General features: G+C 38.4%; 18 protein-coding genes and 1 pseudogene. 10 read left to right on the top strand and 9 right to left on the bottom strand.

Annotated features, from left to right (window positions below):
• The first annotated feature begins 11 nt into the window (after positions 1-11).
• On the top strand, positions 12-1,298 hold the full coding sequence (locus RTP55_RS05830; RefSeq protein WP_188875648.1) for a hypothetical protein: 1,287 nt from the start codon (positions 12-14) through the stop codon (positions 1,296-1,298).
• 337 nt (positions 1,299-1,635) lie between these two features.
• Positions 1,636-2,601 carry a RepB family plasmid replication initiator protein gene (locus RTP55_RS05825; RefSeq protein WP_188875647.1) on the top strand — a complete coding sequence of 322 codons (966 nt, stop codon included), beginning with the start codon at positions 1,636-1,638 and terminating at the stop codon, positions 2,599-2,601.
• Positions 2,602-2,616: 15 nt separating this feature from the next.
• Here RTP55_RS05825 and RTP55_RS05820 read toward each other — a convergent pair whose 3' ends face one another.
• The gene (locus tag RTP55_RS05820; protein WP_188875652.1) at positions 2,617-2,835 is read right to left on the bottom strand and encodes a helix-turn-helix domain-containing protein; all 219 of its coding nucleotides are present in this window, start codon (positions 2,833-2,835) and stop codon (positions 2,617-2,619) included.
• Positions 2,825-3,073, bottom strand: coding sequence for a helix-turn-helix domain-containing protein (locus RTP55_RS05815; protein WP_188875646.1), 249 nt, complete (start codon positions 3,071-3,073; stop codon positions 2,825-2,827). The genes RTP55_RS05820 and RTP55_RS05815 overlap by 11 nt, the downstream gene beginning before the upstream one ends.
• A gap of 114 nt (positions 3,074-3,187) precedes the next feature.
• Here RTP55_RS05815 and RTP55_RS05810 point away from each other — a divergent pair, with 114 nt between their 5' ends.
• The 7 genes from RTP55_RS05810 (at position 3,188) to RTP55_RS05780 (ending at position 8,823) form a co-directional block, all read left to right on the top strand.
• A complete protein-coding gene (locus RTP55_RS05810) occupies positions 3,188-3,406 on the top strand; it encodes a hypothetical protein (RefSeq protein ID WP_312384885.1) in 219 nt (72 codons plus the stop codon).
• A gap of 11 nt (positions 3,407-3,417) precedes the next feature.
• A complete protein-coding gene (locus RTP55_RS05805; RefSeq protein ID WP_188875644.1) occupies positions 3,418-4,638 on the top strand; it encodes a tyrosine-type recombinase/integrase in 1,221 nt (406 codons plus the stop codon).
• A 1-nt stretch (position 4,639) separates the two neighbouring features.
• Positions 4,640-4,942, top strand: a complete 303-nt coding sequence (locus tag RTP55_RS05800) for a hypothetical protein (protein WP_188875643.1) — start codon at positions 4,640-4,642, stop codon at positions 4,940-4,942.
• Positions 4,935-5,357 (top strand): hypothetical protein, encoded by a 423-nt coding sequence (locus tag RTP55_RS05795; RefSeq protein WP_188875642.1) that lies wholly within the window; start codon positions 4,935-4,937, stop codon positions 5,355-5,357. Before RTP55_RS05800 ends, RTP55_RS05795 begins: the two co-directional genes overlap by 8 nt.
• A gap of 168 nt (positions 5,358-5,525) precedes the next feature.
• The gene (locus RTP55_RS05790) at positions 5,526-6,599 is read left to right on the top strand and encodes an HNH endonuclease family protein (protein WP_188875641.1); all 1,074 of its coding nucleotides are present in this window, start codon (positions 5,526-5,528) and stop codon (positions 6,597-6,599) included.
• The gene (locus RTP55_RS05785; RefSeq protein ID WP_188875640.1) at positions 6,599-7,207 is read left to right on the top strand and encodes a class I SAM-dependent methyltransferase; all 609 of its coding nucleotides are present in this window, start codon (positions 6,599-6,601) and stop codon (positions 7,205-7,207) included. Before RTP55_RS05790 ends, RTP55_RS05785 begins: the two co-directional genes overlap by 1 nt.
• Positions 7,208-7,326: 119 nt before the next feature.
• Positions 7,327-8,823, top strand: a complete 1,497-nt coding sequence (locus RTP55_RS05780; protein WP_286190480.1) for an esterase-like activity of phytase family protein — start codon at positions 7,327-7,329, stop codon at positions 8,821-8,823.
• Between the two features lie 166 nt (positions 8,824-8,989).
• Here RTP55_RS05780 and RTP55_RS05775 read toward each other — a convergent pair whose 3' ends face one another.
• From RTP55_RS05775 to RTP55_RS11070, 7 genes and pseudogenes are all read right to left on the bottom strand, one after another.
• Positions 8,990-12,190 (bottom strand): site-specific integrase, encoded by a 3,201-nt coding sequence (locus tag RTP55_RS05775; protein ID WP_312384873.1) that lies wholly within the window; start codon positions 12,188-12,190, stop codon positions 8,990-8,992.
• Between the two features lie 37 nt (positions 12,191-12,227).
• Positions 12,228-13,361, bottom strand: a complete 1,134-nt coding sequence (gene fic, locus RTP55_RS05770) for a protein adenylyltransferase Fic (protein WP_312384872.1) — start codon at positions 13,359-13,361, stop codon at positions 12,228-12,230.
• Between the two features lie 252 nt (positions 13,362-13,613).
• Positions 13,614-15,830 carry a hypothetical protein gene (locus tag RTP55_RS05765; RefSeq protein WP_312384869.1) on the bottom strand — a complete coding sequence of 739 codons (2,217 nt, stop codon included), beginning with the start codon at positions 15,828-15,830 and terminating at the stop codon, positions 13,614-13,616.
• Entirely contained in the window at positions 15,820-16,371 is a 552-nt protein-coding gene (locus RTP55_RS05760; RefSeq protein ID WP_312384868.1) for a hypothetical protein, read from the bottom strand. Before RTP55_RS05760 ends, RTP55_RS05765 begins: the two co-directional genes overlap by 11 nt.
• A gap of 26 nt (positions 16,372-16,397) precedes the next feature.
• A complete protein-coding gene (locus tag RTP55_RS05755) occupies positions 16,398-17,945 on the bottom strand; it encodes a Fic family protein (RefSeq protein WP_312384866.1) in 1,548 nt (515 codons plus the stop codon).
• Positions 17,946-18,630: 685 nt separating this feature from the next.
• A pseudogene (locus tag RTP55_RS11075) lies at positions 18,631-18,840 on the bottom strand (transposase); the annotation flags it as partial.
• Positions 18,833-18,997 carry a hypothetical protein gene (locus RTP55_RS11070; RefSeq protein WP_409418421.1) on the bottom strand — a complete coding sequence of 55 codons (165 nt, stop codon included), beginning with the start codon at positions 18,995-18,997 and terminating at the stop codon, positions 18,833-18,835. The pseudogene RTP55_RS11075 and the gene RTP55_RS11070, both read right to left, overlap by 8 nt.
• 462 nt (positions 18,998-19,459) lie before the next feature.
• Here RTP55_RS11070 and RTP55_RS05745 point away from each other — a divergent pair, with 462 nt between their 5' ends.
• Positions 19,460-22,735: a helicase-related protein gene (locus tag RTP55_RS05745; protein WP_312384864.1), complete on the top strand. Its 3,276-nt coding sequence runs from the start codon at positions 19,460-19,462 to the stop codon at positions 22,733-22,735.
• Positions 22,736-22,741: the final 6 nt, after the last annotated feature.

The raw sequence follows: 22,741 nt of genomic DNA, 5'->3' as shown, positions 1-22,741 counted from the left end.
AAGGAAATATCATGAAGTTTGTGTTGCATGAAGCACATGGCCCATTATCTGATATGGAAGAGATGAGAGCGTTATATGAAAATCTGGTTTATTCTGACTTTCTACTCTATCAGTATCGAGAAGGCAACTTTACGCTTGATACACTTATAGACATGATAGCTCTACCAAATATAGCAATCACGGAAGAAGCGATTGACCAATTTAGTAAAAATAGTATTCAGGTAAACAATCTATTTAAAAATTGGTTTTTACAACTTGGCTTTTTTGAAGATGAAAAACTTTATCAACGAATTAATAGTCTCGATAAAATCATATTAAGTGCTAAGTATGGTAAGCCTTTTGCTTATCGCTATGAAAGCCTTGTACCAATTGAAAATTTGGTGCTCAATAGTAAAAGAAATTTTTGGCAACATTTTTACGGCATTGTCGGGTCATATCATCATAAAGAAAGCTTGGAGCGAAGAGATCATGCTAAGAGAAAATTGATTGAAGAAAAACGAGCTGAAGCCAAAGAAATTGAGCCAATTCACTCGTATAACAAATTTATTGAGTTTCTCTGTCCTGAGTTGAATGGACGGATTTTATTTTGGGGAGAGTATAATAAGGCTCTTCACAACGCTAAACCTGAGGAACTAGCTACTTTTTTTAATTGGATAAATTTCTATCGAGAATTCATAAGCAATTCTCCAAAAATAGACTTTGAAAATATTGCTCAACATGAAAAATTGGCTTTAGCTTTATTAAAAGAATACGCTCAATCCTACTTTTCACTTTTATCATCCAAGCATTGGAAAGTTATTCTTGTATTCTTAAGAAAATATCCATCAAATGAAAGAAAGATTATCGAAATTGCAGGAGCATTTCAGAATGATACTAAAAATAATGAAGCAATCAGAGATTTTGAACTACTGACTGTGTTTTTCGATGCCGATAAATATCTGCTTCATGCAATATATAATGGTCACTTATCTTATGATTTGAGCGTTGTCGATAAAAAAACATATGAGAAATGGGAATTAGCGAATGCAACCTATTTAGATTACTTTGCAAAAGTCATAGCTTTGGCTGAAGAATCTCGTAATACCTATAATGTTATAAACATTAAGACATTAGAAAATATTTTCTCTGAAAGACTACGCCATAATTTTTACCCTGTAAGCAAAAACATGGTCGATGAATGGATTGAAAAAAGATTAAATTACGAACGTTACCTAAACGTAGAATATATAATCAAGGAAATTTCTCAATTTATCTTTGACAATGAAAGTTTTCTAAAAACTCGCTCAGATAACATATAATGACTATGAATGTTATTAAATATTATAAGAGTTATCAGCACGCTTTGTGCATTGAGAATACTTGCTTTAGAGCCTAGTAAATGTACAAATTGTTGAAGTTAGATGTACAAGTTATTGAAATTATATGTACGGATTATTGAATTAAGATGTACAGATTATTGGTATAGATGTACAAATTATTGAATTGAAAACTTGGTTACCTTTTGTAACCGATGTCACTTAAGGTCACTTACGATTTCATGCTTTTTTTGTCCATTCTTATAATTAAGCGAAATGCTTAATAACGAGTGGTATGATGGCAGAGTCAAATTTTTACTGTAAGAGTAGTGATACAATCATGATTACCAAATCCAATACCTTAGTCGAAGCCGGCTATGACTTGACGATGGCAGAACATGATTTAATGACGCTTGCTATCAACAAAATCCATAAACTACAATCGGGTGGTAAGCAAGTGATGATTACTGCCAAGGAGTTCGCTGCCGCTAATCAAGTCAGTGACATTTACGCTTATAAAACGCTTAAAGATACCGCAAAAACACTGGGTGAAAAAAAACTAAAATTCACGCTTTATCGTGACCTTTCAATCATATCTGACAAAGAAGAAGATAAATTATCAGTGCTTAAACCTCCTCATAATAACTTTACAACACTTCGTGCGGAGTACAATTGGCTACAGGGTATCTCCTACCAAGACCAACAAGGCTACCTGCTGCTGCATTTTTCTGACCCATTGGCATTTCTAATTGAACATACGGGTAAAGCATACACCAAATACGACTATGTCAAAACCGTAGCTTTCACAGGAGCAAGTAGTAAAAGAATCTATGAGTTAATCACCAAATGGCAAAAACTGGGTAGTACCCCTGAGATGTCTATCTTTGAGTGGAAAGATTTATTTGGCGTGGCTGACAAGTACCCGAAGGTCGCTGAATTCAGACGGCGAGTGCTAGACCCTGCTATTGAGCAAATTAACAAGCAAGGCGATTTTAAACTTGAGATCGCCCCAATCAAGGCAGGTCGCAACATCACTCACTTTCGTATCGATATTAGCGTTAAAAAGAAGACCGATACAGCGGAAAATAGCGAGTCGAGCGTCAAAATGCTTCACCTTTTAACAGCTTCACAAGCCAGTACCTTTGCAGTCAAGCTTGCCAATGATACAAATTTTGGCAGTAAATTTGCTCGATCTGGTGAATCAATGAATACCTTCATCAGTCGGATTTCTCAAGAATTACAGCGAGAGCAGGACAAGGTGACGTTATACATGCCGTACTTGTCAAAGCTTGGATTTAAATGCTAACCCATGTTTTAAACTTTACTCTGAAGCTTGTTCATCAGGCACGTATTCAAAAATTTCCCCCATTGTAACGCCCAAAAAATCACACAATTTATCTATCGTATCAAAATCGATTTGTGTTGATTCGTCTTTATAAATCTTATGCAACGTGGTTTTGCTAATGCCTGTCTGCCTTACCACATCTGCTACACGCAATTTTCTTTCAGCCAATAATAACGGCAAGCGATTATTTATCATCATTCACCTCTGGCTCTTTTAGAGCATCTTCTGCGTCATTAGGGATATGGTCAAACAGTTCATCTACACTCACTTCTAAAAACGCACATAGCTTATCAATCGTCTCAAATTCTATTCTCGTTGATTGCTCATTATAAATTTTATGCAAGGTCGTTTTGCTAATGCCTGTTTCTCGGACGGCATCTGCGACTTTAAGCCTTCTTTCAGCTAATAGAAGTGGCAATTTACATTTAATCATAAAAAAGTACCATAAGAGTTGTAAAAAGTACTTGCTCAATTATAAAATTATGATAAAGTATATCTCAGATAGAAAAAATCCTATCTCAATTATACTTTTTACAAGGAGTCTATTATGACAACACAAACGTATCTTACCACAGAAGAGCTTTCTAAGCGTATCAAATACAATCCTCGCACGATTCGTACTCGCTTAAAAGACAGTGTACTTATCGAAAATATTCACTACATCCGCCCCTTTGGTGGTCGCAAAATTCTATATGTTTGGGAGCGTATCGAAGAAGATATGTGCAAACCTGCCATGAGCCTAATCAACGGCATGGCGCTACAATAAGGAGTAATGAAATGGCATCAATAAGAGCTAGGCATGGCGTATTGGTGGTGGATTTTCGCTACCACAATATTCGTTGCCGTGAAAAAACCAACTTAACCGATACCCCTGCCAACCGCAAAGCCTTGGCAAAGATTATCGAAAAGATGGAAGCAGAGATCACATTGGGGATTTTTGATTATGCGGCTTACTTTCCCAAGAGCGAAAAAATTGAGCAAATGAAACAGCTTGATGACCGAGTGGAAGCTTGTGTCAGTCGTAAGCCTACGTTTAAAGATTTTTCCAAGACGTGGTTTGAAGAAAAACAAGTGGAATGGCAACCTGCCTACCAACAAAAGATACAGATAATTTTGGACAACTACCTGGTTCCGTATTTTGGACAAAAGACTTTACCCAGTATTAAAAAATCAGACTTGCTTGACTTCCGTACCTCGCTCGCCAAAGTTCGTTACGGTAAAAATAGCCAAGCCAGTCTGTCGGTAGCACGAATTAATCAAATTATGATACCTCTGCGTATGATACTACAAGAGGGTAGTGACCGCTATGAATTTGATACCCCGTTTAAAGGCATTAAAAACTTAAAAGAGCAGAAGCCTGATGTTCATCCGTTTACGTTGGATGAAGTGTGGATTTTTCTTAATCATGTTCGCCATGACTATAAGCCGTATTATACGACACGCTTTTTCACGGGCATGCGAAGTAGTGAGATTGATGGGCTTAAATGGGAGTGTGTGGATTTCGACCGCAGAGAAATTAAAGTGCGTAGTGCCATCGTTGATGGCATTGAAGGTCCAACTAAAACCTATGGTTCTAATCGTGAAATTGCTATGTCACAGTTGGTCTATGATGCCCTACAAGAACAAAAACGCTATACCTTTGGTAAATCAGACTATGTGTTTTGCAATTCACAAGGTAATCCACTAGAGCATCGTAATGTCAATCGTCGTGTTTGGACACCCACGTTAAAGCTATTGGGGCTCAAACATCGTAGAGCGTATCAGACTCGGCATACCGCTGCTACCCTTTGGCTTGCAGCAGGGGAGAATCCTGAATGGATTGCTCGGCAAATGGGGCATAGTAGCACTGAGATGCTGTTTCGCGTGTATAGCCGATATGTGCCTGATGTAACACGTCAAGATGGTTCAGCAATTGATAGTTTATTGCTAGCCAGTAAACAATTAGCGGCTGAACAAACAAAAAATCGACTTCATTATAATGCAGAACAGGATAACTAAGATGAAAAATGCAAACCAACTATTACAGCAATTACTTGGACAAAAAAATGATTATGTGAGTGCTGAAGCATTGCATCTGAGCAATGAATTAATCAAAGAATTTCATATCATGCCAACCAAGGACCTGGCAGAATTTTTGGAGATTGAGTTGGATGTGAATGACCAAAAGGCGGTGCGTATTTGGACACAGCGTCAGCTACATCGCATTGACCCAGATGAAACTGCTAATGAGCGTTATCGGCAGTTACGCCATCTTTTTGATAAGCAGTTTCCAGAATCGATGTTAGGAGGCTACCATGAGTGATAAAGAGCTAACAAGCTACAATATAATATATGATCCTGTCTTGACACCAAAGCAGGTCAAGGCATGTCATTTCTATCTGACCCCAAATTTCGATGAAGATTGTAAGCCAAGTCATATCGTCTATGTGAATATGGTCTGTGACATGTATGACATGACATCCGATGAGTTGGCTTGGGCATTGAGTAAATTGCGGTTATATAGCAACGATATTACTTGTATTCACTGTGGTATAAAATATCTGCTCAATGAACCGATACAATATCATCAAATGCCTAGCGACTGGGAAAATTGGGAATGTGTTGTCTGTCGTGCATTTTTAAAGAAGCCTATGCAATTTGATCAAATGATTGATTCCTATCCTGTTAATAAAGACGATTGGGAAGATGACGATGCTGACGCTATAGAGTCCTTTTGAAAAAAGTTCCTAATTGACACCGACCTGACAAAAAAGCCACTAAGTTTTTAGTGGCTTTTTTCTGTAACATCGCATGTTAACCCCTATAAGCTTACCTAGAATAATTTCAGCTAAAATATAGGTCGGGGTATGCTATAGTAAATCAAAAGCCTACCGCATGGATGTCACATGAATTTTGTCGATGTTGAACCCACCTTAGAGAATTACTGGCGAGCCATTATCTTATTTGGTAAAAATTCTGCTTCGTACAAATTTGCTCTCGCTAAAAGTTTGATTGATGTCAGCCTTGAGCGAAAATCGGATTTAATCACCCTTGATGATCTAGCCTTGCCATATGCCTTACACCTTGCCGAGCATCTTAAACACAGCCCCAAACAAACTACGGGTAGAACGGGTAAATTTATTCAAGCCTGTCAAGATTTTAACGCAGGTTTAATCGATGAAAATAGACTGCGAGATATAACGACCAAAGAAGGCTTTAAATATGTGCTCAACGCGTTTCACGTAGTCAATACCAAAGCCGTGACTGAGCGATTTTATGACGTGGTGAATGAAGAATTTTTTATTGATGAGCGTAGATACAACAAAGGCATTCGCTTAACTGATAATCTGTTTAAATTGTTTTATGTTTACGACAACTCAGCCCAAGACTTAAATCAAGAAACTGAATCGCGTTGGAATTTGGTTGAAAAAGCGTGGGAACTCAACATAAATAAAAATCTTATCGCAGTCGAGTTTGACCAAGACACCAAGCAACTTTTTACTCAAGATGCCAAGCACCGCAGAACCAATATTACAACGTCTCGTGGAGCACTAAATGGCTACCAAAAAAGCCGTTGTTTTTACTGTTTTAAAGAAATTAGTATTTCATCAGATGACGATTTGCTTGCTGACGTTGACCATTTTTTTCCACATTTACTAAAGCCAGATGTTGTCAACGCTGGGTGTTGTCGTCCTGTCAATATCGATGGCGTTTGGAATTTAGTATTGTCATGTGCCGAATGCAATCGAGGAGAAAGTGGCAAGTTTGCCCAAGTACCCAGTATTGAATTATTGAATCGCCTTCATACTCGTAATGAGTATTTAATCAGTAGTCACCATCCGCTTCGTGAAACGTTAATGATGCAAACAGGCGATAAAGTGGAAGACAGAGAGTATTTTTTAAAAAAATCCTATCGGTTCTCAAAAGAACGCTTAATTCACAACTGGCAACCCAAGCCACAAGGGATTAGTATTTTCTAATGAACACATTAAATTATTACCAAAATCATGCGAAAGATTTTTTCGAGCAAACTTTAAATGTAAATATGCAAAATATTTATCAGCTATTTTTAGAACATTTGCCAAAAACTCCTTTGCGCAATCAGCAAAAAATTTTGGACGTTGGCTGTGGCTCAGGGCGAGATAGTGTATTTTTTGCCAATCAGGGATTTGAAGTTGTCGCCATTGATGGCTCGCAAAATTTAATTGATTTAGCTAAGGAAACTGATACGCGTATTGACTGGCAATGTCTAAGATTTGATGAGATAGCGAAACAAAGCTGGCAAAATCATTTTACTGGTATTTGGGCATGTGCATCATTGCTGCATGTGCCTTTCGATGATTTATCCAAAATCTTAAACGAATTAATCACTTGTCTAACGCCCAATGGTGTCTTGTATGCCTCATTCAAATATGGTGATAGTGAACGAGAACAAGACGGGCGCTTTTTTTGTGATATGAATGAACAGCGTTGGCAATTGATCGAAAATCAGCTAGAGTTAGCCAAAACATTGAAAGTTTGGCAGACGGTTGATAATCGAGTGGATAGACAAGAAATTTGGTGGAATGTACTGCTCAAAATATACTAATCGCAAACAGTACTTTTGAGTAACCAAACCCTATCATCGAAATGACATAATAATGAACTAGAGTTATCTAATTTACCCAGTACGTTAATCATAGTTTATTACCTATTTTGAGGAAAGTTATGTCAACCATGTTAACCAAGACCAAGCTAACCCTGTTAGCCGTGGCCACAGCTAGCCTGTTAGCCGCCTGTAATAATGATAATAATTCTAACGTGTCTTTTGATAACCCAACTCCCAATACCAGTTATGAAACCTTACTTACCACTTTCAAAAATGGCACTGCGCTGCCAAGCAAAGTATTACTGACCACCAAAGACGCAGATGGCAAAACCGTCAACGTCTATCAAGGCGGCTATGGTTCAGACGCATTTGTTAATCCCGCGAATCCAACGCAGTTTTATGCCTTAACTGATCGTGGTCCCAATGCTGATGTGGTGAATGGCGACCCTAATCTGGATAAAGGGGAAGGCAAAGCTTTCCCTGTGCCTAGTTATACGCCTAATCTTGGCTTGTTCCAACTTGGCAATGACGGCAAAATCAGCTTAGTTAAAGTGATAGAGTTTAAACGCCCAGACGGTACCACCAAAGTCACTGGCTTGCCCAACCCAGTCAATGGGGCAACCAAAGAAGTCGCTTATATCCAAAACACCATGGATACTGCCTTTGACCGCTTAATGTTGGTTGACCAAACCAAGCCTTATGATGCGCTTACCAACCCTACCAAAACTGACCCGTATGGCTTTGACCCAGAAGGTTTAGCAGTGATGAAAGATGGGACCTTTTGGGTGAGTGATGAGTATGGCCCACACATCGTTCACTTTGATGCCACTGGTCGCGAGATTGCCCGTATCAATGCCTTTGACATCGGCGAAGGCGCCAGTACCTATAAAGTAAATGGTAAGCTGATTACCTTACCGGCTGAATTTAAAAAACGCCGCGCCAATCGCGGTATGGAAGGTTTAACGGTTACCCCTGACCAAAAATACTTGGTTGGTATCATGCAATCAGCTCTATATAACCCTGATAAAACCACCAAAAAATCGACCATGACCCGTATTGTGCGTATTGAATTGGCAACGGGTAATATCGAGCAATTTATTTACCAACAACAAAACACTGCTACCGACTCTAACTCAGGCATTGTCGCTATTGATAAAGACACGTTTTATGTCATCGAACGTGATGGCGAGCTGCCACAGCTTAATGCCGCAGCGATTAAAAAGGTATATAAAATTAGCCTAGCCGGTGCGACAAACCTAGAATCAATCACCAACACAGCCGATATCATGCAAGACCCAAGCCTTGGCTTACTAGTCGAAGGTAAAACATTGGAGCAGTTGACGCTTACTGCCGATGGCTGGAATGTGTTAGCAAGTAAAGGCATTCGCCCAGTGAGTAAAACCGAGTATCTCGATGCAGTGATGAAGCTAAACTACCCACATGATAAGCTTGAAGGTTTGCTCCTGTTCCCGAATGGTACATTGGGGCTGATCAATGATGACGACTTTGGCATCGCTGCGCACGTCAAAGACAGCAAAGACTTTATCACGCCAAAATACATCGACAAAGCCAACAGCGATATTGACAGCGATCGCTTGTATATCTACCGTCCCTAAAATTCTGCTCTTGATTGAAAAGGGCTTGGCATAAATTAGTGTGCCAAGCCTTTTTTAAATGTCACATTACCTGACGAATTCAATAACAAAACGAATCCGGAAAAAATCCCCATCTCGTGCAACACGATGGTGGCTTTGCCAATTAAGAGCAAAAACTTGAAACAGATTAAAACTTCATGATCATTAACCAATGTACGATATGTTTTATCATCACTGAATTGGGCTGTTTTTTGGTGGGCCTGCCTTTATCATTTGGGCGTATCATACTGATACTAAACCCGCTATAAATCGGCTTTTGGGTAATATCCCCTTTGAAGTCAGCAAATTTTTCATTAAATTTTTTGTTAGCGTGTTCCGTTTCTTTCTTATCGATCGGCATGGTAAAAGATTTTTCACCTGTTACCTCATTAACTACTGTGGTCGGTGTATATTTACAAATATTGATACGCCAATATTCGCTTGGAAGGATTTTTAATGCCGTTTCAAGATAGCCATAGAACTGCTTGGTTTCTTTGAATGGAAACCGAATTTCTGGTTTTGACGGAATGGTTTTTTCATAAAAAGTTTGTACAAATTCAGCGATTTCACGTTTGCCTGCTTTAGACTGGCACAATTTTTCAATATTATCAAAGCAAAGATTTGATAAAGCGATTTCTTGATGATAGTGCAATGGCGTTGGCGTAATAATCGGATGAGATGACAGTTGCTGACGTTTTTGACTGACAAATTTATAATTGGGTGAGCCGTCTTCATTTTTAATTAGTTTTAGGGCATTTTGATAAATTAGCATCGCGTCGCTAAAGTCAAAATTAAGCTGACTGGCAGTCGACAAATCCATGCCTGATTCCATATCACTCAGCATTTTTTCAATGCAAAGACGATTGTATTTACCAAAAATTGATGATTGCGGCGTATTTTCCAATGCGTCTGAAACGGTTGTTAAAACCGCGTCATTTTTTATAGTTACTTTAGCGTTATGGGCGAGCTTTTGGGTGGCAAGGGTATTGTTGATAAAGCTTCGAATATGCCAAAGATTAACGGCTTCATTATCAAAATCTACCGCGTCTTTGTGATATTGATTAAAGCTGCGTCTTGCCTTACCTGATAGTTTGATGACGGTCGCTAATGGTAATTGAATTTTGGCTTTTGATAGTTGATGATGGGCAATGATATCAGCGGTGTGAATATAAGAACTAAAGGTGGTGTTCAAATCGGCATGCCCGGCAAAGTCTTCCAATACTTGCCAAAAACTTGGGCTGACCTTTCTTTTTGGACCCAATGCAGACTGTCGAATAGCTTTCACCTGGTCACGACTATAATCGGTAAAATGCTCAATCACACTATAATCACAACGTAATATCATCGTCATATTTGAAATGGCATTGTGACGAAAGCTGTGCATACTGATGTCATGATAGCGGTTTTGTAAAATGGGGTCAGTTAAAATCCCACGAAACGGTAGCTCGACACTGTTTCTATCGATAGGCTGAGCATGGTGTGGTAGGGTAAATAAATACTGGGCATTTTGTCGTAATTTTTGATGAAAATATTTTGTGAATGCAGCCAGTTCAGTAGGCTGCAACAGCACATTGAGCATAAAACGGCGGGTCGAATCATCGGATTTTAAATCGCGCTGTGCATGTGGTCTTAAGACAATATTGTAATCAATAAACCCCTGATTATCATACTCAATATCTGAAAGCCTAATTGATAGCACTTCCATAAACCGCATCCCTGTGCGATACAATAGAATCAGTATCAGTTTTAGCACATCTCTTAGCTTGTCATTAATAGATGGATGGTTCTCTAGTTGCGTGAGCATATGCTGATATAGCTCGACAGGAATCAGACAGCTATTAACGACTAAGGGGTCTTTATCTCGATTTAATCTCAGATAGGGGGCGTTAAATTCTTTGACCAGTACGTCGTGCAAGGAGGCAATCACAGTTTGGGTATAGCCCATTTTTAAGGTGTTTTTTGTGCTTATAATTTTGTCATAAATAAATTTATATTCAAAATCTTGCCAACCAATAAAATCTGCATCACGGGTTTCTGCCAAAAAATCGTTACCAATTTCTGATAAATAGCGTCGTAAGGTGCTGGGTTTATTGCCTTTTTTAGTTAAATCTATGAGCCATTTTACTAAGCGTTGTTGGTTAGGCAATAACGGGCTTTCAGCGTAAAACCGCGCCAATTGACTTAGAATTTGACTTTTCTGACCATTTAAAATGTTGCGAATGACTTTAACAATATCATCCTTAAAATCGTCTTCTAGGCTAGGTATTTTAGCGCTGCTTTTTGAGGTCATAAGCCGATCAATCGCTATACCCGGCTCGTCGCTAGTGATGGTTAACGAAGCTTTGGTACGCGCATCTATTTTGATTGGGCTAAAATAGCGCAGCAGTTGCTCAAAGGTGATAGCAGTATGGCGTTGACGACCTACAAGGGTTTCAACCATTTGCTGGTCAATCTTCACATTGGGTAGGGTTTGCCAAAAAATATTGATATGAGTTAGGAAACGGGAATTTGCAAAATTATCGGCGTTAAACTTTTCTCCAACCAGGTCGCTCAGTCTGCGAATACATTCTGCATAACTGGGAAATTTGCTGCTTTCAGTAAAATGCGTATTGAAATACACCAGCCAAAGCCGACTGACATCATTTAAAAACACCCACCTTGAATAATATAATTGAACCTCATCAGGGTTGTCGTTATCTGGCCTGACAATACGATTGGCATACTCGGTTGACGTTAATTCAATCGGTAGTAATAGCTGCTCTTTACCGACGTGATAAATGGCTGTTTTGTCTTTTAATGCTTGATAGACAGCCTTTATGACCACCGCTTCGTTATAACCGCCAAAGACGATCTGGGAAAATAATAACCAAGTCACACTATCGAGTAGGGTAAAGCTATTCTTAACTTGCCAAATTTGTAGGGCATTATTAACGATTTGCTCGGCCGTTTCCAAATATAAAAAATTGTCTAGATCATTGGTATTAGCGGGACGTTTCGGTATGTCGGCTATAACAGGCGTTGGAAACGGTTTTAGGTTCGCTTGACTACGCTTTTTATTGATATGATTAAAAAATTTTAGGCGGTGAGCCATTGCAGCAGGTAGTTGAGTAGCCTTAAGCTGCTCATTGAATTGTTTTAAAATCCTATCATATAATTCATCAATGAGTTCATCTTTGACTTGGATTTTATAGCCTTCAGCGCTGTCAACTTTAAATTCATTTAGAAAGCTTTGCCATTCGCTTTCGCAAATTTCTTGGCTAATTTCAATCGCGTGTCTGTTGTCAGCTTTTCGAGCGATTTTAAGTGCTGCTTGTCGACGTTCATAACCAAATAAATCAGAATTGGGCATGCGTTGGTTTCCCATGTGTTTTTCAGCAATTTGACGGTTATGGATGATAAGTAATGCGTTTATTTTCGACCAATAAATCTATCAAATGTTGGTGTAAAAACAGTTTTTCTCGCCCAGCATCCACTTCTTGTAACACACCAAGTTCAACTAGCTTAGCTAGATAATTGCTAGCGGTTTGGCGTTTGGCGATTTGCTTATTTACCACTGTACCAATACGGATATACGGCTGTTCAAATATGGCATCGACAAGCTCTCGTGAATAAACATTGGGTGCTTTCGCTTTGATGTATTCACTGGTATCAACATGTAGCAAACGGATCGCCTCTATCTTGTGAATGGTCCATTCACACGTCTCAATAATGCCTTTAAGGATATATAAAACCCAGCTTATCCAGTCTTGGTCTTTGGTTACACCAAGTAGTAAGCGATAATAGTCTTCTTTAGTTTGAATGATATAACGGCTTAAATATAAAATCGGTAAGTTAAGCAAGTTTTCGTGCATCAAATATAGCATATTAAGGATTCGACCTGTACGCCCATTGCCGTCAGTAAAGGGGTGAATTGCTTCAAACTGATAATGGGCTATTGCCATTTTGATAAGCGGATCAAGCTCATCATGGTAGTGTAGAAACTGCTCCCAATTGGCGAGTTTTTCTCGAATGAATGTTTCACCTACAGGTGGTGTGTAAATAGTTTCACCCGTTACGCTATTAGTTAACGAGGTACCTGTGATCGAGCGAATATCAAGGTTGACACCTTTAATGGTTCGGCAGACTTCGATGGCTGTTTGGGTGCTAAAAGGTCGCTCTTTAATTGATGTGATACCTTGATATAAAGCATTACGATAACGCAAAGCCTCTTTTGTTGCATTATTGGCATTCTCAGATTGTTCAGCGTAGCGAAATAGCTCATCTGTGGTCGTGACAATATTCTCAATCTCACTACTATCTTTGGCTTCGAGTAGCGGAATAATATGAATCAAAATGCTGTCATTGGGTATCAGCATACTGGCTTGTTTGAGTTCAGCAAGTTTGGCTCGGGCTTCGATACATTGCTTTAATACCGCTTTGGTTTCAACGTCGATATTTGGGGGCAAATTTGGTAACTGGTTATAAGGTTGATTGGCTCGCCAAGTGACAGTATTACTTAAAATAGAAGATGAAGCATTCATGTCGATTTTACACCTTAATTTGTACATATCAGCTTGATATGTCGATAGTATAAACATATCAGAATGGATATGTCGATTTTCATGATAAAAATCGACATATCGTATTTTAGTGTCGATCCTATCGACATGAAAACTGCTTATGTCGATTTCCTGATGGAATTTCGACATATATTCTATTGTTGTTGCTGGTGGTCTATCACCTAAATTCAACTAAACTCGCTTACTACATACCTTAATTCTTCCAATGAGCTATCACGCAATCTGCTGTAATTGGAGTTTTTGAGCTAAATCATCGTAGATATACCGAACCGCGATGATATCACCCACACTCATTGATGAATGTTTTTGCCAGGTTTCTTGTCCAAACATCTCATGCGCAAATAGGGCCGAAATAATGGCCTCATCAACTTGCTGCTCTAGCAAAAAACGTTGTCCAACATGGCGTGTCCAATCTGCTTTAAACTTAAAATGCTCTGCTAATTGTCTTTGAATAATGGCAGGTCGCATACTTTCCATGTTGCCTTTAGGATCTAGCCAATTAATTAAAGGACGTTTAGATTGTAGAATTTGCTCAATCTGCTGGGCTAACGTAGGATTTAATCGTCCAAACTTGGCAGAAAATACCGACAGAAAGCCCAAGTAATCTTGTATTGCTTTAACCAGAAAATCACAGATTGGTACAAGGCGTTGGGCATTGGTGGTGAAACGTTCTTCTTTGTCTTGAATCCAAGCGATTTTTCGGCTTAGATTAAATTGCTTCAAAAAGCCAGGTGCGCCTTCCACCGCACGAATAGAAGTTAGAATTAGCGACACATGCCAGAGCCATAAGCTATAAGCATTAAACTTATCAATGTAATGCGTCTGGGTAATAAGCTGTTTGTGTAAATGCTCAAAGAAGCGTTTTACCAATAAATATTCAGGCGTATTTTGGCTACCGATACGAAAATCAGCATCTGGCTTAGTGCTGAAATAACTTAAATCTAAACAACTACGTTGATTCAGCAGTGCAATCGCTTGTTGATAAACCTCGAAAATTTGTATTTGTTTAAGAGAGGTATACGATAGGTCAGCACGTTTGCGAGCATTTCTGCCTGTAATAATACTAGCAATCTGTGTGGTCGTAATTTTCTGAATAAGTAAGGTATAAAGTGACTTTTCGATACGGGCTAAGCTCAGGTATGGTAGATCCAATTCGTGACGTAAATCACCAATGACCGCTTCAATCCATTGTGCCATCGGCTCACCTTTATATGCCAAAAAACTCGCTAACTCAGGAGGTAGCGGTAATTTTATTGATGACAAGCGATTTGCTAGAACATTTTCAATACCTACCTGCCGAATACGCAGTGGGGTAATATCAAGCTTTATAAAAAAATCAAATTGTTGAGTTCGATTACTAACATCAACAATTTTTTTCTCATTATTATTAATATCAACGGATAACTGTTGTATCGAATAACCGGTGTGTAACGAAAGCAGTAAATAAGCCATAGCGCGCTTTTTATCTCTCTCGATGTCTGCTTGATGAAAATACTGCCACAGCTTGCTACAAACATTTTGTATCACGAAAGGCGGTAAATGACGGATGTTGATCAGACTAAATAGCTCATTGCGGTTAGCATGGGAAACTTTTGCCTTGGTTCGAAGCTGAATTTGTTTTGGGGAAAATTTTTCGGTGGCTTTTAGGCTACGTTGTTCAAGAACGACGTAAGTAGGCAAATTATTATCAAGACGCTCGCGCAACGGATCAATATCATTCTGCGTTGATTCAATCTCTCTAACCTCTACCAATTCATCAGTATCATCATCAATATCATTGACGGCCAACGTTTGGGTATAGCTCTCGTCAATTTTTGGTTTTGCTCGGCTCTTTCTACCTTGAGTCTTTCGCGTAATGGGTTGGCGATGATGATAAGCGAATTCAAGCGTACGATAAATTGACTGTAGTTTTGATAAATTTGGGTGATTAGCGTTTTCAAAAATTTGTAGTTGTTGTTTAACGTTTAAATAGGTTCGTTCCAGTGTATCTGCCTGCCAAGTGGTATAACAACTTTGCCAAAGCGATTGATAACTAGACTTGGGTGTAAGCCACTTTCTCGCTTCAACGCTGGTTTCGCTAATACGCCGAGTCAACTTGTTATTAGCAAAATATAGTAAAAGGTGGCAAAGCTTAGATATCCATTGCCACTCCAATGATGGATTTTTTATATCAAATGGTGTGAGAACATAGCTACTAGCAAGAAATGCTTTAACTTCATAACTCTCTTTCGTAGTTTTGCCTTTGTAACTTTCAAAAATCTCTTTTAACTGTTTAGGTTCCAATATGACATTCGATTTATCCGTAATATCAAAACCGACAAATGAAGAATCAGTAATAGATGTAACCGTCAGAAAAAAGTCTCGTAACGACTGCACATACTCGTCATCGTGCTTTGGCAATAGGACAGCAATTAATTTATCAATATCCATCTAGAGCCTCTTGAATTAATTGGGAAAATAATGGAAAAGTATATTGCCGATGCTCTCGTTGTAACTTGGCTTGATAATCATAATGATGACGTTCTAACTGCAAATCAGCTAAAATTTTTTCAATTGTCATATTGCCCCCAAATAGTTCTTCAGCAATTTTTTTTGGCATATATTGCTTAAGCTCATTAAAAATTTTGGGATTGATAGGCTTAAGTGCATAAAAATCAGCTTTTAAAGATGCCCAAGCCCTTCTTTCAATGTCGATATTTGACAAAGGAAGTGGTCTAATTGTTACATTGGTGTCATCATTGACTAGTACCACTTCAGCAAAGTTATCAAAAAAATAAAATCTGTCATCATCTTTTATTACGTCAAATATCAAGGGCTTATGCGAATTTTGGTGAGTAGAAGGAGTAGAGAAGTTTTCACAGTAAATTTGAAAGGCTTTAGCTACCGAAGGATGGACAACAAAATTTTCAGTCGTTACAGACAGAGTTTTGGTGGTGATTCTGTGAGTTATTTTTGATGTGTTTTTTGCCATTTCCCTATCTCCCCATCTCGTTTAAATTATTTCACTACTGCTTTACCTAGTGTAGTAAGACGGTATTGTTGGTTAGGGCTATTGGGCTTATCGGGGATGGTCATTTCAATCAACCCTGCTGTTAGGGCGGGATTAAGGTATACTTTTCTAAAGTTTCGGCTGTCCTTTAAACCTAACAAATCCATCCATTCTTGACGAGTTATCACCTGATTGTCGTAGTTATTTAAGCTTGTCAGTAGTTTTATAGCTTGGGGGGTAGCTTGGGGGGTAGCTTGGGGGGTAAATGTATTTTGCTCAATCACGCTTTCATCTAGCATTGCTTTTTGATGAATGGGTAATTTTACTAAGAAATAGGTGCGTTCATCATCCGTCTCAAAAGTTGGCATAGGCGAACCATTCTTTTTCATGGCTCGTAAAATTTTGGGAACACCTGTTGAGCGACCTTCGGTTAAGTCCAACTCCTTTAAGAATTCACCAATACGTCGATTACGATAACGCCTTGTTACAGCACGTCCTGCTTGCAAGTCATCAAGCCTAATAGAACGGTCTGCACCTGGATAGCTTAATATGATGATTTCATCAGGATAAATGCGGATTTCGATGGGATTGCGTTCTTCATAAGAGCGGTGATATACCGCATTGACCACTGCTTCTTCAATCGCAATGAATGGATAATTCCAAAACCGTTCCGCTTGTGCACGGTCAGGATGTTTAATCACGGTCTCTTTTAGAAAGCGACTTTTAATGTAATCTAAGCTATCTTGAGTGATACGCCCCAATGGTCCAGTAAAAATTTTTTCTTCAAAACTGTCACCACCTGCCCCATCGGGAAAATACACCACATCAATTTGGGTGGCAGGAAAAAATTTACTGGGTTGGCTATTAAAGAACAGCAAGCCGACATTTTTAGGAAATAAGGCCTCAGGGGTACCACCGACTAAGTTCATGCGTTTTGCCAAGGCTTCAACCGACAAATGATAAGCATCTTTAGCAAGTTCGCTTTTAATCTGATTCAAAAACTCTCGAATCAAATGGGGCTCTAAATCATTAAGCGTTGAAAATTGGCAATAGCGGTCATCAAAGGGTACTTTATTAGCTAGGCTTAGTAATTCTTGCTCATCATTCCCTTTAGCAAGCACCGTACTGGTATGCTTACGAATGTAATATGCCCAGTCAGTTTTATCTTTACCATGACTTACTTTAGTCTTATAGGGTCGCATTTCACCTGCGATTACCCATAAGACAAGTATCAACTTACCTTTAATATCATAAATCGCAGACAATGTGTTATAGGCAGGAATGATTGCTGTACGTTCAAGATTCAACAACTCTTTTTGGATTTTATCAATTTTCTCAGCAGCTAACCCCACAGGTGGCAATACAGGCATGCCGTTTTCTTCGGCAATGCCAATAACTATATAACCACTACCTAAATTATGAAAATCATTAGCGAAGGCACAGATGGTATGCAAAATAGATTCAGGATTCCAATCAGCCTTGTATTCAATACGCTCACTTTCAATCGTCCTTTGATATAGCAGGTCTTCAATGCTAATAGGTAGTTTAGTATTCATAATCATTACCTTTTCATTTAGAAAATATTAAATAAATATCGATAGAGAATTAATTTGACCTATCATCCCTTAAAAATACTAGTAAACGTATATTTTAATTTTATTTAATAAATATTTAAGATAATATATTAAATAAATTTTTAATTAAAAATTTAGTTATTTTTGATAATATGATTTACAAAATTTTCAAAAATAGGGGAGAGCAGATTTAGGTTGGTGTCAATTATAAATAAATACGTTAGAATTAACGTGACCAAAAACTATCAAAGATACCTCAATATACACTAGAATTCTAAAATAATAAAGACAATAAAAAAGCTGAAATCCTTTTAAATAAAGGACTTCAGCTTAAGGTAAATTTAGGTATTTTAGGTTTACGTCATTGCCAAGGTCGGGGTTTCCCGCTCCACTTAATCTTAAGTGATTAGCAAAAAAGCCACTTTATAGCAAAGTGGCTTTTTTATTGCTTTAAAATCAGCAAGTTAGATAATCTATTTTATTTAATTAGTACTCATTTGCTGTGACCCCGTTTTGTCACTAAGGCACATAAAAAAATCTTTGTGCCATAATTGTGCCTTAAATGTGCCATGGTTATTTCTCGACCAATCCGAAATCTGACTACAACCTTGATTTTTTTATTTAGATTGGCTTAACAGGGTTGCTTTCTGATAAATAAACTATGAGCTCATTGGTCATGCTTTTCAAACTTATCTCGAAGATAAATTAAGGCATGTCCCTCATTCACTTGAGCTTGGATTATTAAGCAAGCAAGGTAAATCATCGACTTAAAATTACGAGCTAATTTCTCATATTTCGTGGCCATACTACGAAACTGCTTTAACCTTGTAAACGTATTTTCTACTAAATGTCTGAGCTTGTATAAATAACTATCCAAATTGGGATTTGGCTGTTTGGCATTCTTGCATGTTGGTACGACAGTTGTCATAAATGGATTTTTGTAGTTCGTCCACCATGGCATTGTCCAATTGGTTTATCAAAGCCCGCCCTAGCTCCACTTGCATGCTGATGACACCGTATGTAGCTTCCGTCACGGTACGAGTGTTTGTAGTGATGTAACACCCATTCTACGTCAAAGTATGCTCTACCTGCTCCCATAGTTCATCTGTCAGTGCGATTCATGCCATTTTTTCCTATACTAAATCCTATGAATCTAGGTGTATTTGGCACTTTTTATTTGCTTTTTGAAGTGAGGATATAGCCTAGTGAAAAATAAAATTATTTACCGTAAAGCTTTAAATCAGCGTTTTAGCTACATTGGAAAGAATAATTACCTGTCGTATGTGTTTCAATTGGCTCGTATTCATGATTCGGTTGAGGAGAAAAGGCAAGTGAGTGGGAATTGGAATAATATGAGTAATTATCTAAATGAGCGCCAGTTATAAACTTATATAATTTAGAAACACGACATTAAATTTGTTTGAATTTTATATTGACTTACACCCTAAAACCTTAATAAGCTCAATAAAATCCAATTAAATAAACTCAGATTATTTATGAAACTTATCGATAACATCAATAGCACTTTGGGAATAGATATTGGCAAGAATCTTAATAATCAATCTAAACTCAAAATTGCTGCTTCCTATTTTTCAATTTACGCTTATGCGGCCTTAAAACAAGAATTAGAAAAAGTTGATTCCCTTCAATTTGTATTTACATCACCCACATTTATTACGGAAGATGTAACCGAAAAACTCAAAAAGGAAAAACGAGAGTTTATTATTCCAAAAATTGATCGTGAAAGTAGCCTATATGGTACCGAGTTTGAAATTCATCTAAAAAACCAATTATCACAAAAGGCAATCGCTAAAGAATGTGCTGATTGGATAAGACGAAAAGCGATATTTAAATCAAACACTAGTAGTGCACCTATGCAGGAATTTATTAGTATTCAACAACCCGAGACATCTCTGACATACATGCCAATTCAAGGTTTTACCCCAACAGGTTTGGGCTTTGAAAAGGGCAATGCCATATCTAACATGGTTAATTGCTTTGATGAGCAATCTACGACACAAACCTTTATCCAGCTTTTCAATCGGATTTGGCATGATCCGACCAAAGTAGAAGACGTTACTAGCCAAATCGTGCAGCATATTGAATCTGTATATCAGGAGAATCCACCTGAACGGATTTATTTCTTAATGCTTTATAATATCTTCAAGGATTTTTTGGAGGATATCAGCACGGATGTCATACCCAATGACTTAACTGGCTACCAAGATACGGTAGTATGGAATAAGTTATTCAATTTTCAAAAAGATGCCGCTTTTGGAATTATCAATAAATTAGAAACTTATAATGGCTGTATTTTGGCAGACAGTGTCGGTCTGGGTAAAACATTCACCGCATTGGCTGTGATTAAATATTATGAGTTACGTAATAAAAGCGTACTGGTACTTTGCCCTAAGAAATTGGGGGCAAACTGGACCAACTATAATGCCAACTTAGTCACCAATATTTTTGCCAACGATCGCTTTAGTTATGATGTCCTTTATCATACTGACCTATCTCGAAACAATGGTGAAACGTTAGGGATTGATTTGGCGAAAATTAATTGGTGTAACTACGACTTAATCGTTATCGATGAATCGCATAATTTTCGTAACCGTGGTGCGTATAAGGAACGAGAATCGCGTTATGATCGTTTAATGAACAAGGTCATTCGTCAAGGAGTAAAAACCAAGGTGTTGATGTTATCAGCGACGCCTGTAAATAATCATTTTACGGATCTCAAAAATCAGCTAGCCCTGGCATACGAAGGCAATGCAGACTTTATAGAAAGTAAACTTGACACTGAGCGCGATATTGAGACTATCTTTCGTAGGGCACAAGCAAGTTTCAATACTTGGGCAAAGCTAGAACCTGAAGAACGTACAACCCAAGCAATCCTAAACTTGCTTGATTTTGACTTTTTTAAACTGCTTGATAGTGTGACAATTGCTAGATCGCGCAAACATATCCAGACATTCTATGACACTACAGCTATTGGACAGTTTCCTACGCGTCTTAAACCCCTATCATATCGCACTCCCTTATCCAATGATAAACAGGCTGTAACGCTCAACCGAATTTATGCAGAGCTGTCATTAATTAAAATGGCGGTCTATGCGCCTGTCACGTATATTTTCCCTAGCGCCTTGCGTAAATATGAGGAGATTTTTGATACTTTGGTTGAAGGAAAAGGGCGACTGAAGCAGGTTGATCGTGAGCGTAGTCTGCAAGCATTAATGACGGTCAATCTGCTTAAGCGTCTTGAAAGCTCAATCCATGCATTTAGATTAACGCTAACTTTTCTAGAGAAAAGTATCAGCAATGTGATTGCGAAAATTGATGATTTTGACGCGCGTGCGGCAGATGACGAAGTAAGTATTGCGCCTTTGATGGGGTATGATCAAGATGAGAACGGCGAACTGCTTAATCCAGAAGACTTAATTGGCAATAAGTTGAAAATTCATTTGGCGGATATGGATCGCTTATCTTGGAGAATGGATCTTGATGGTGATCGAGAAATCATCAAAGGGTTGTTACGGATGATTGCTACGATTGACACTAAGAATGATGCTAAGCTACAACACGTTAAAAGTCATATCATTGAGAAGCTACAGCATCCCATTAATCCCGGTAATCACAAAGTAATTATATTTACCGCCTTTGCGGATACCGCTAATTATCTATATGAAAACATTGCTCCTTTTTTATTGGAGAACTATGGATTGCATAGTGCCAAAATTACAGGCAACGATAATACGTCTACCATCAAAACCCGCGTTAAGCGTCGACAGAGCTATGATATGCAGGGCTTATTAACTTTGTTCTCACCAAAATCGAAACAAAAACGAGATATTTTTCCAGAAGAATCTCGGGAGATTGATATTCTGATTGCGACTGACTGTATTTCAGAAGGTCAGAACTTACAAGATTGTGATTATCTCATTAACTTTGATATTCACTGGAACCCGGTACGAATTATCCAGCGTTTTGGACGGGTAGACCGCATTGGTTCATCAAACAGTGTGATTCAATTGGTAAATTATTGGCCAGATATCAGTCTTGACGATTATATCAATCTAAGAGAGCGGGTGGAAAATCGCATGGTTATTGTCGATATGACCAGTACAGGGGATGATAATGTCTTAAGTGCCCAAGCTAACGATATGGCATATCGACGTGAGCAGCTGCAAAAGCTACAAAATGAGGTGCTAGACCTAGAAGACGCCAATACAGGTGTGTCTATTACAGACTTGGGGCTTAATGATTTTCGTATGGATTTATTAGGGTATTTAGAGGTGCATGAGGAACTAAAACGTCTACCGAATGGGCTGCATACCGTAGTACCCGCACAGCCAGAAATTGGCTTAGAAGCAGGCGTTATATTTACATTAAGAGCAAGAAACCCCCAGATGGCAGGTAATCAAGCCAATCGTTTGTATCCGTATTACTTGGTGTATATCAATCAAAGTGGCGATGTGGTATATGATTACACCCAAGCCAAATATCTGCTAGATGTCGCTCGTAAAGCGTGTCGTGGCATATACCAACCCATACCAAAAGCGTATGAGTCTTTTAACCGCAAAACCGATGATGGACGAAACATGGGACAGTATTCGGCATTATTGGATATTGTGATTCATTCGATTCAGCGGCTAAAAGATGAGAAAGATATTGATAGCTTATTTTCAGGACTGTCAACGACTGCCTTGGTGGATGTAGTATCTGGGCTTAATGACTTTGAACTGATTAGCTTTATTGTGATTGAAGACAATTAGACAACG

It is taken from the genome of Moraxella sp. CTOTU47579 (assembly GCF_032004885.1).
Classification (GTDB): Bacteria; Pseudomonadota; Gammaproteobacteria; order Pseudomonadales; family Moraxellaceae; genus Faucicola; species Faucicola tetraodonis.
This window is presented reverse-complemented; position numbering and strand designations above follow the sequence as displayed.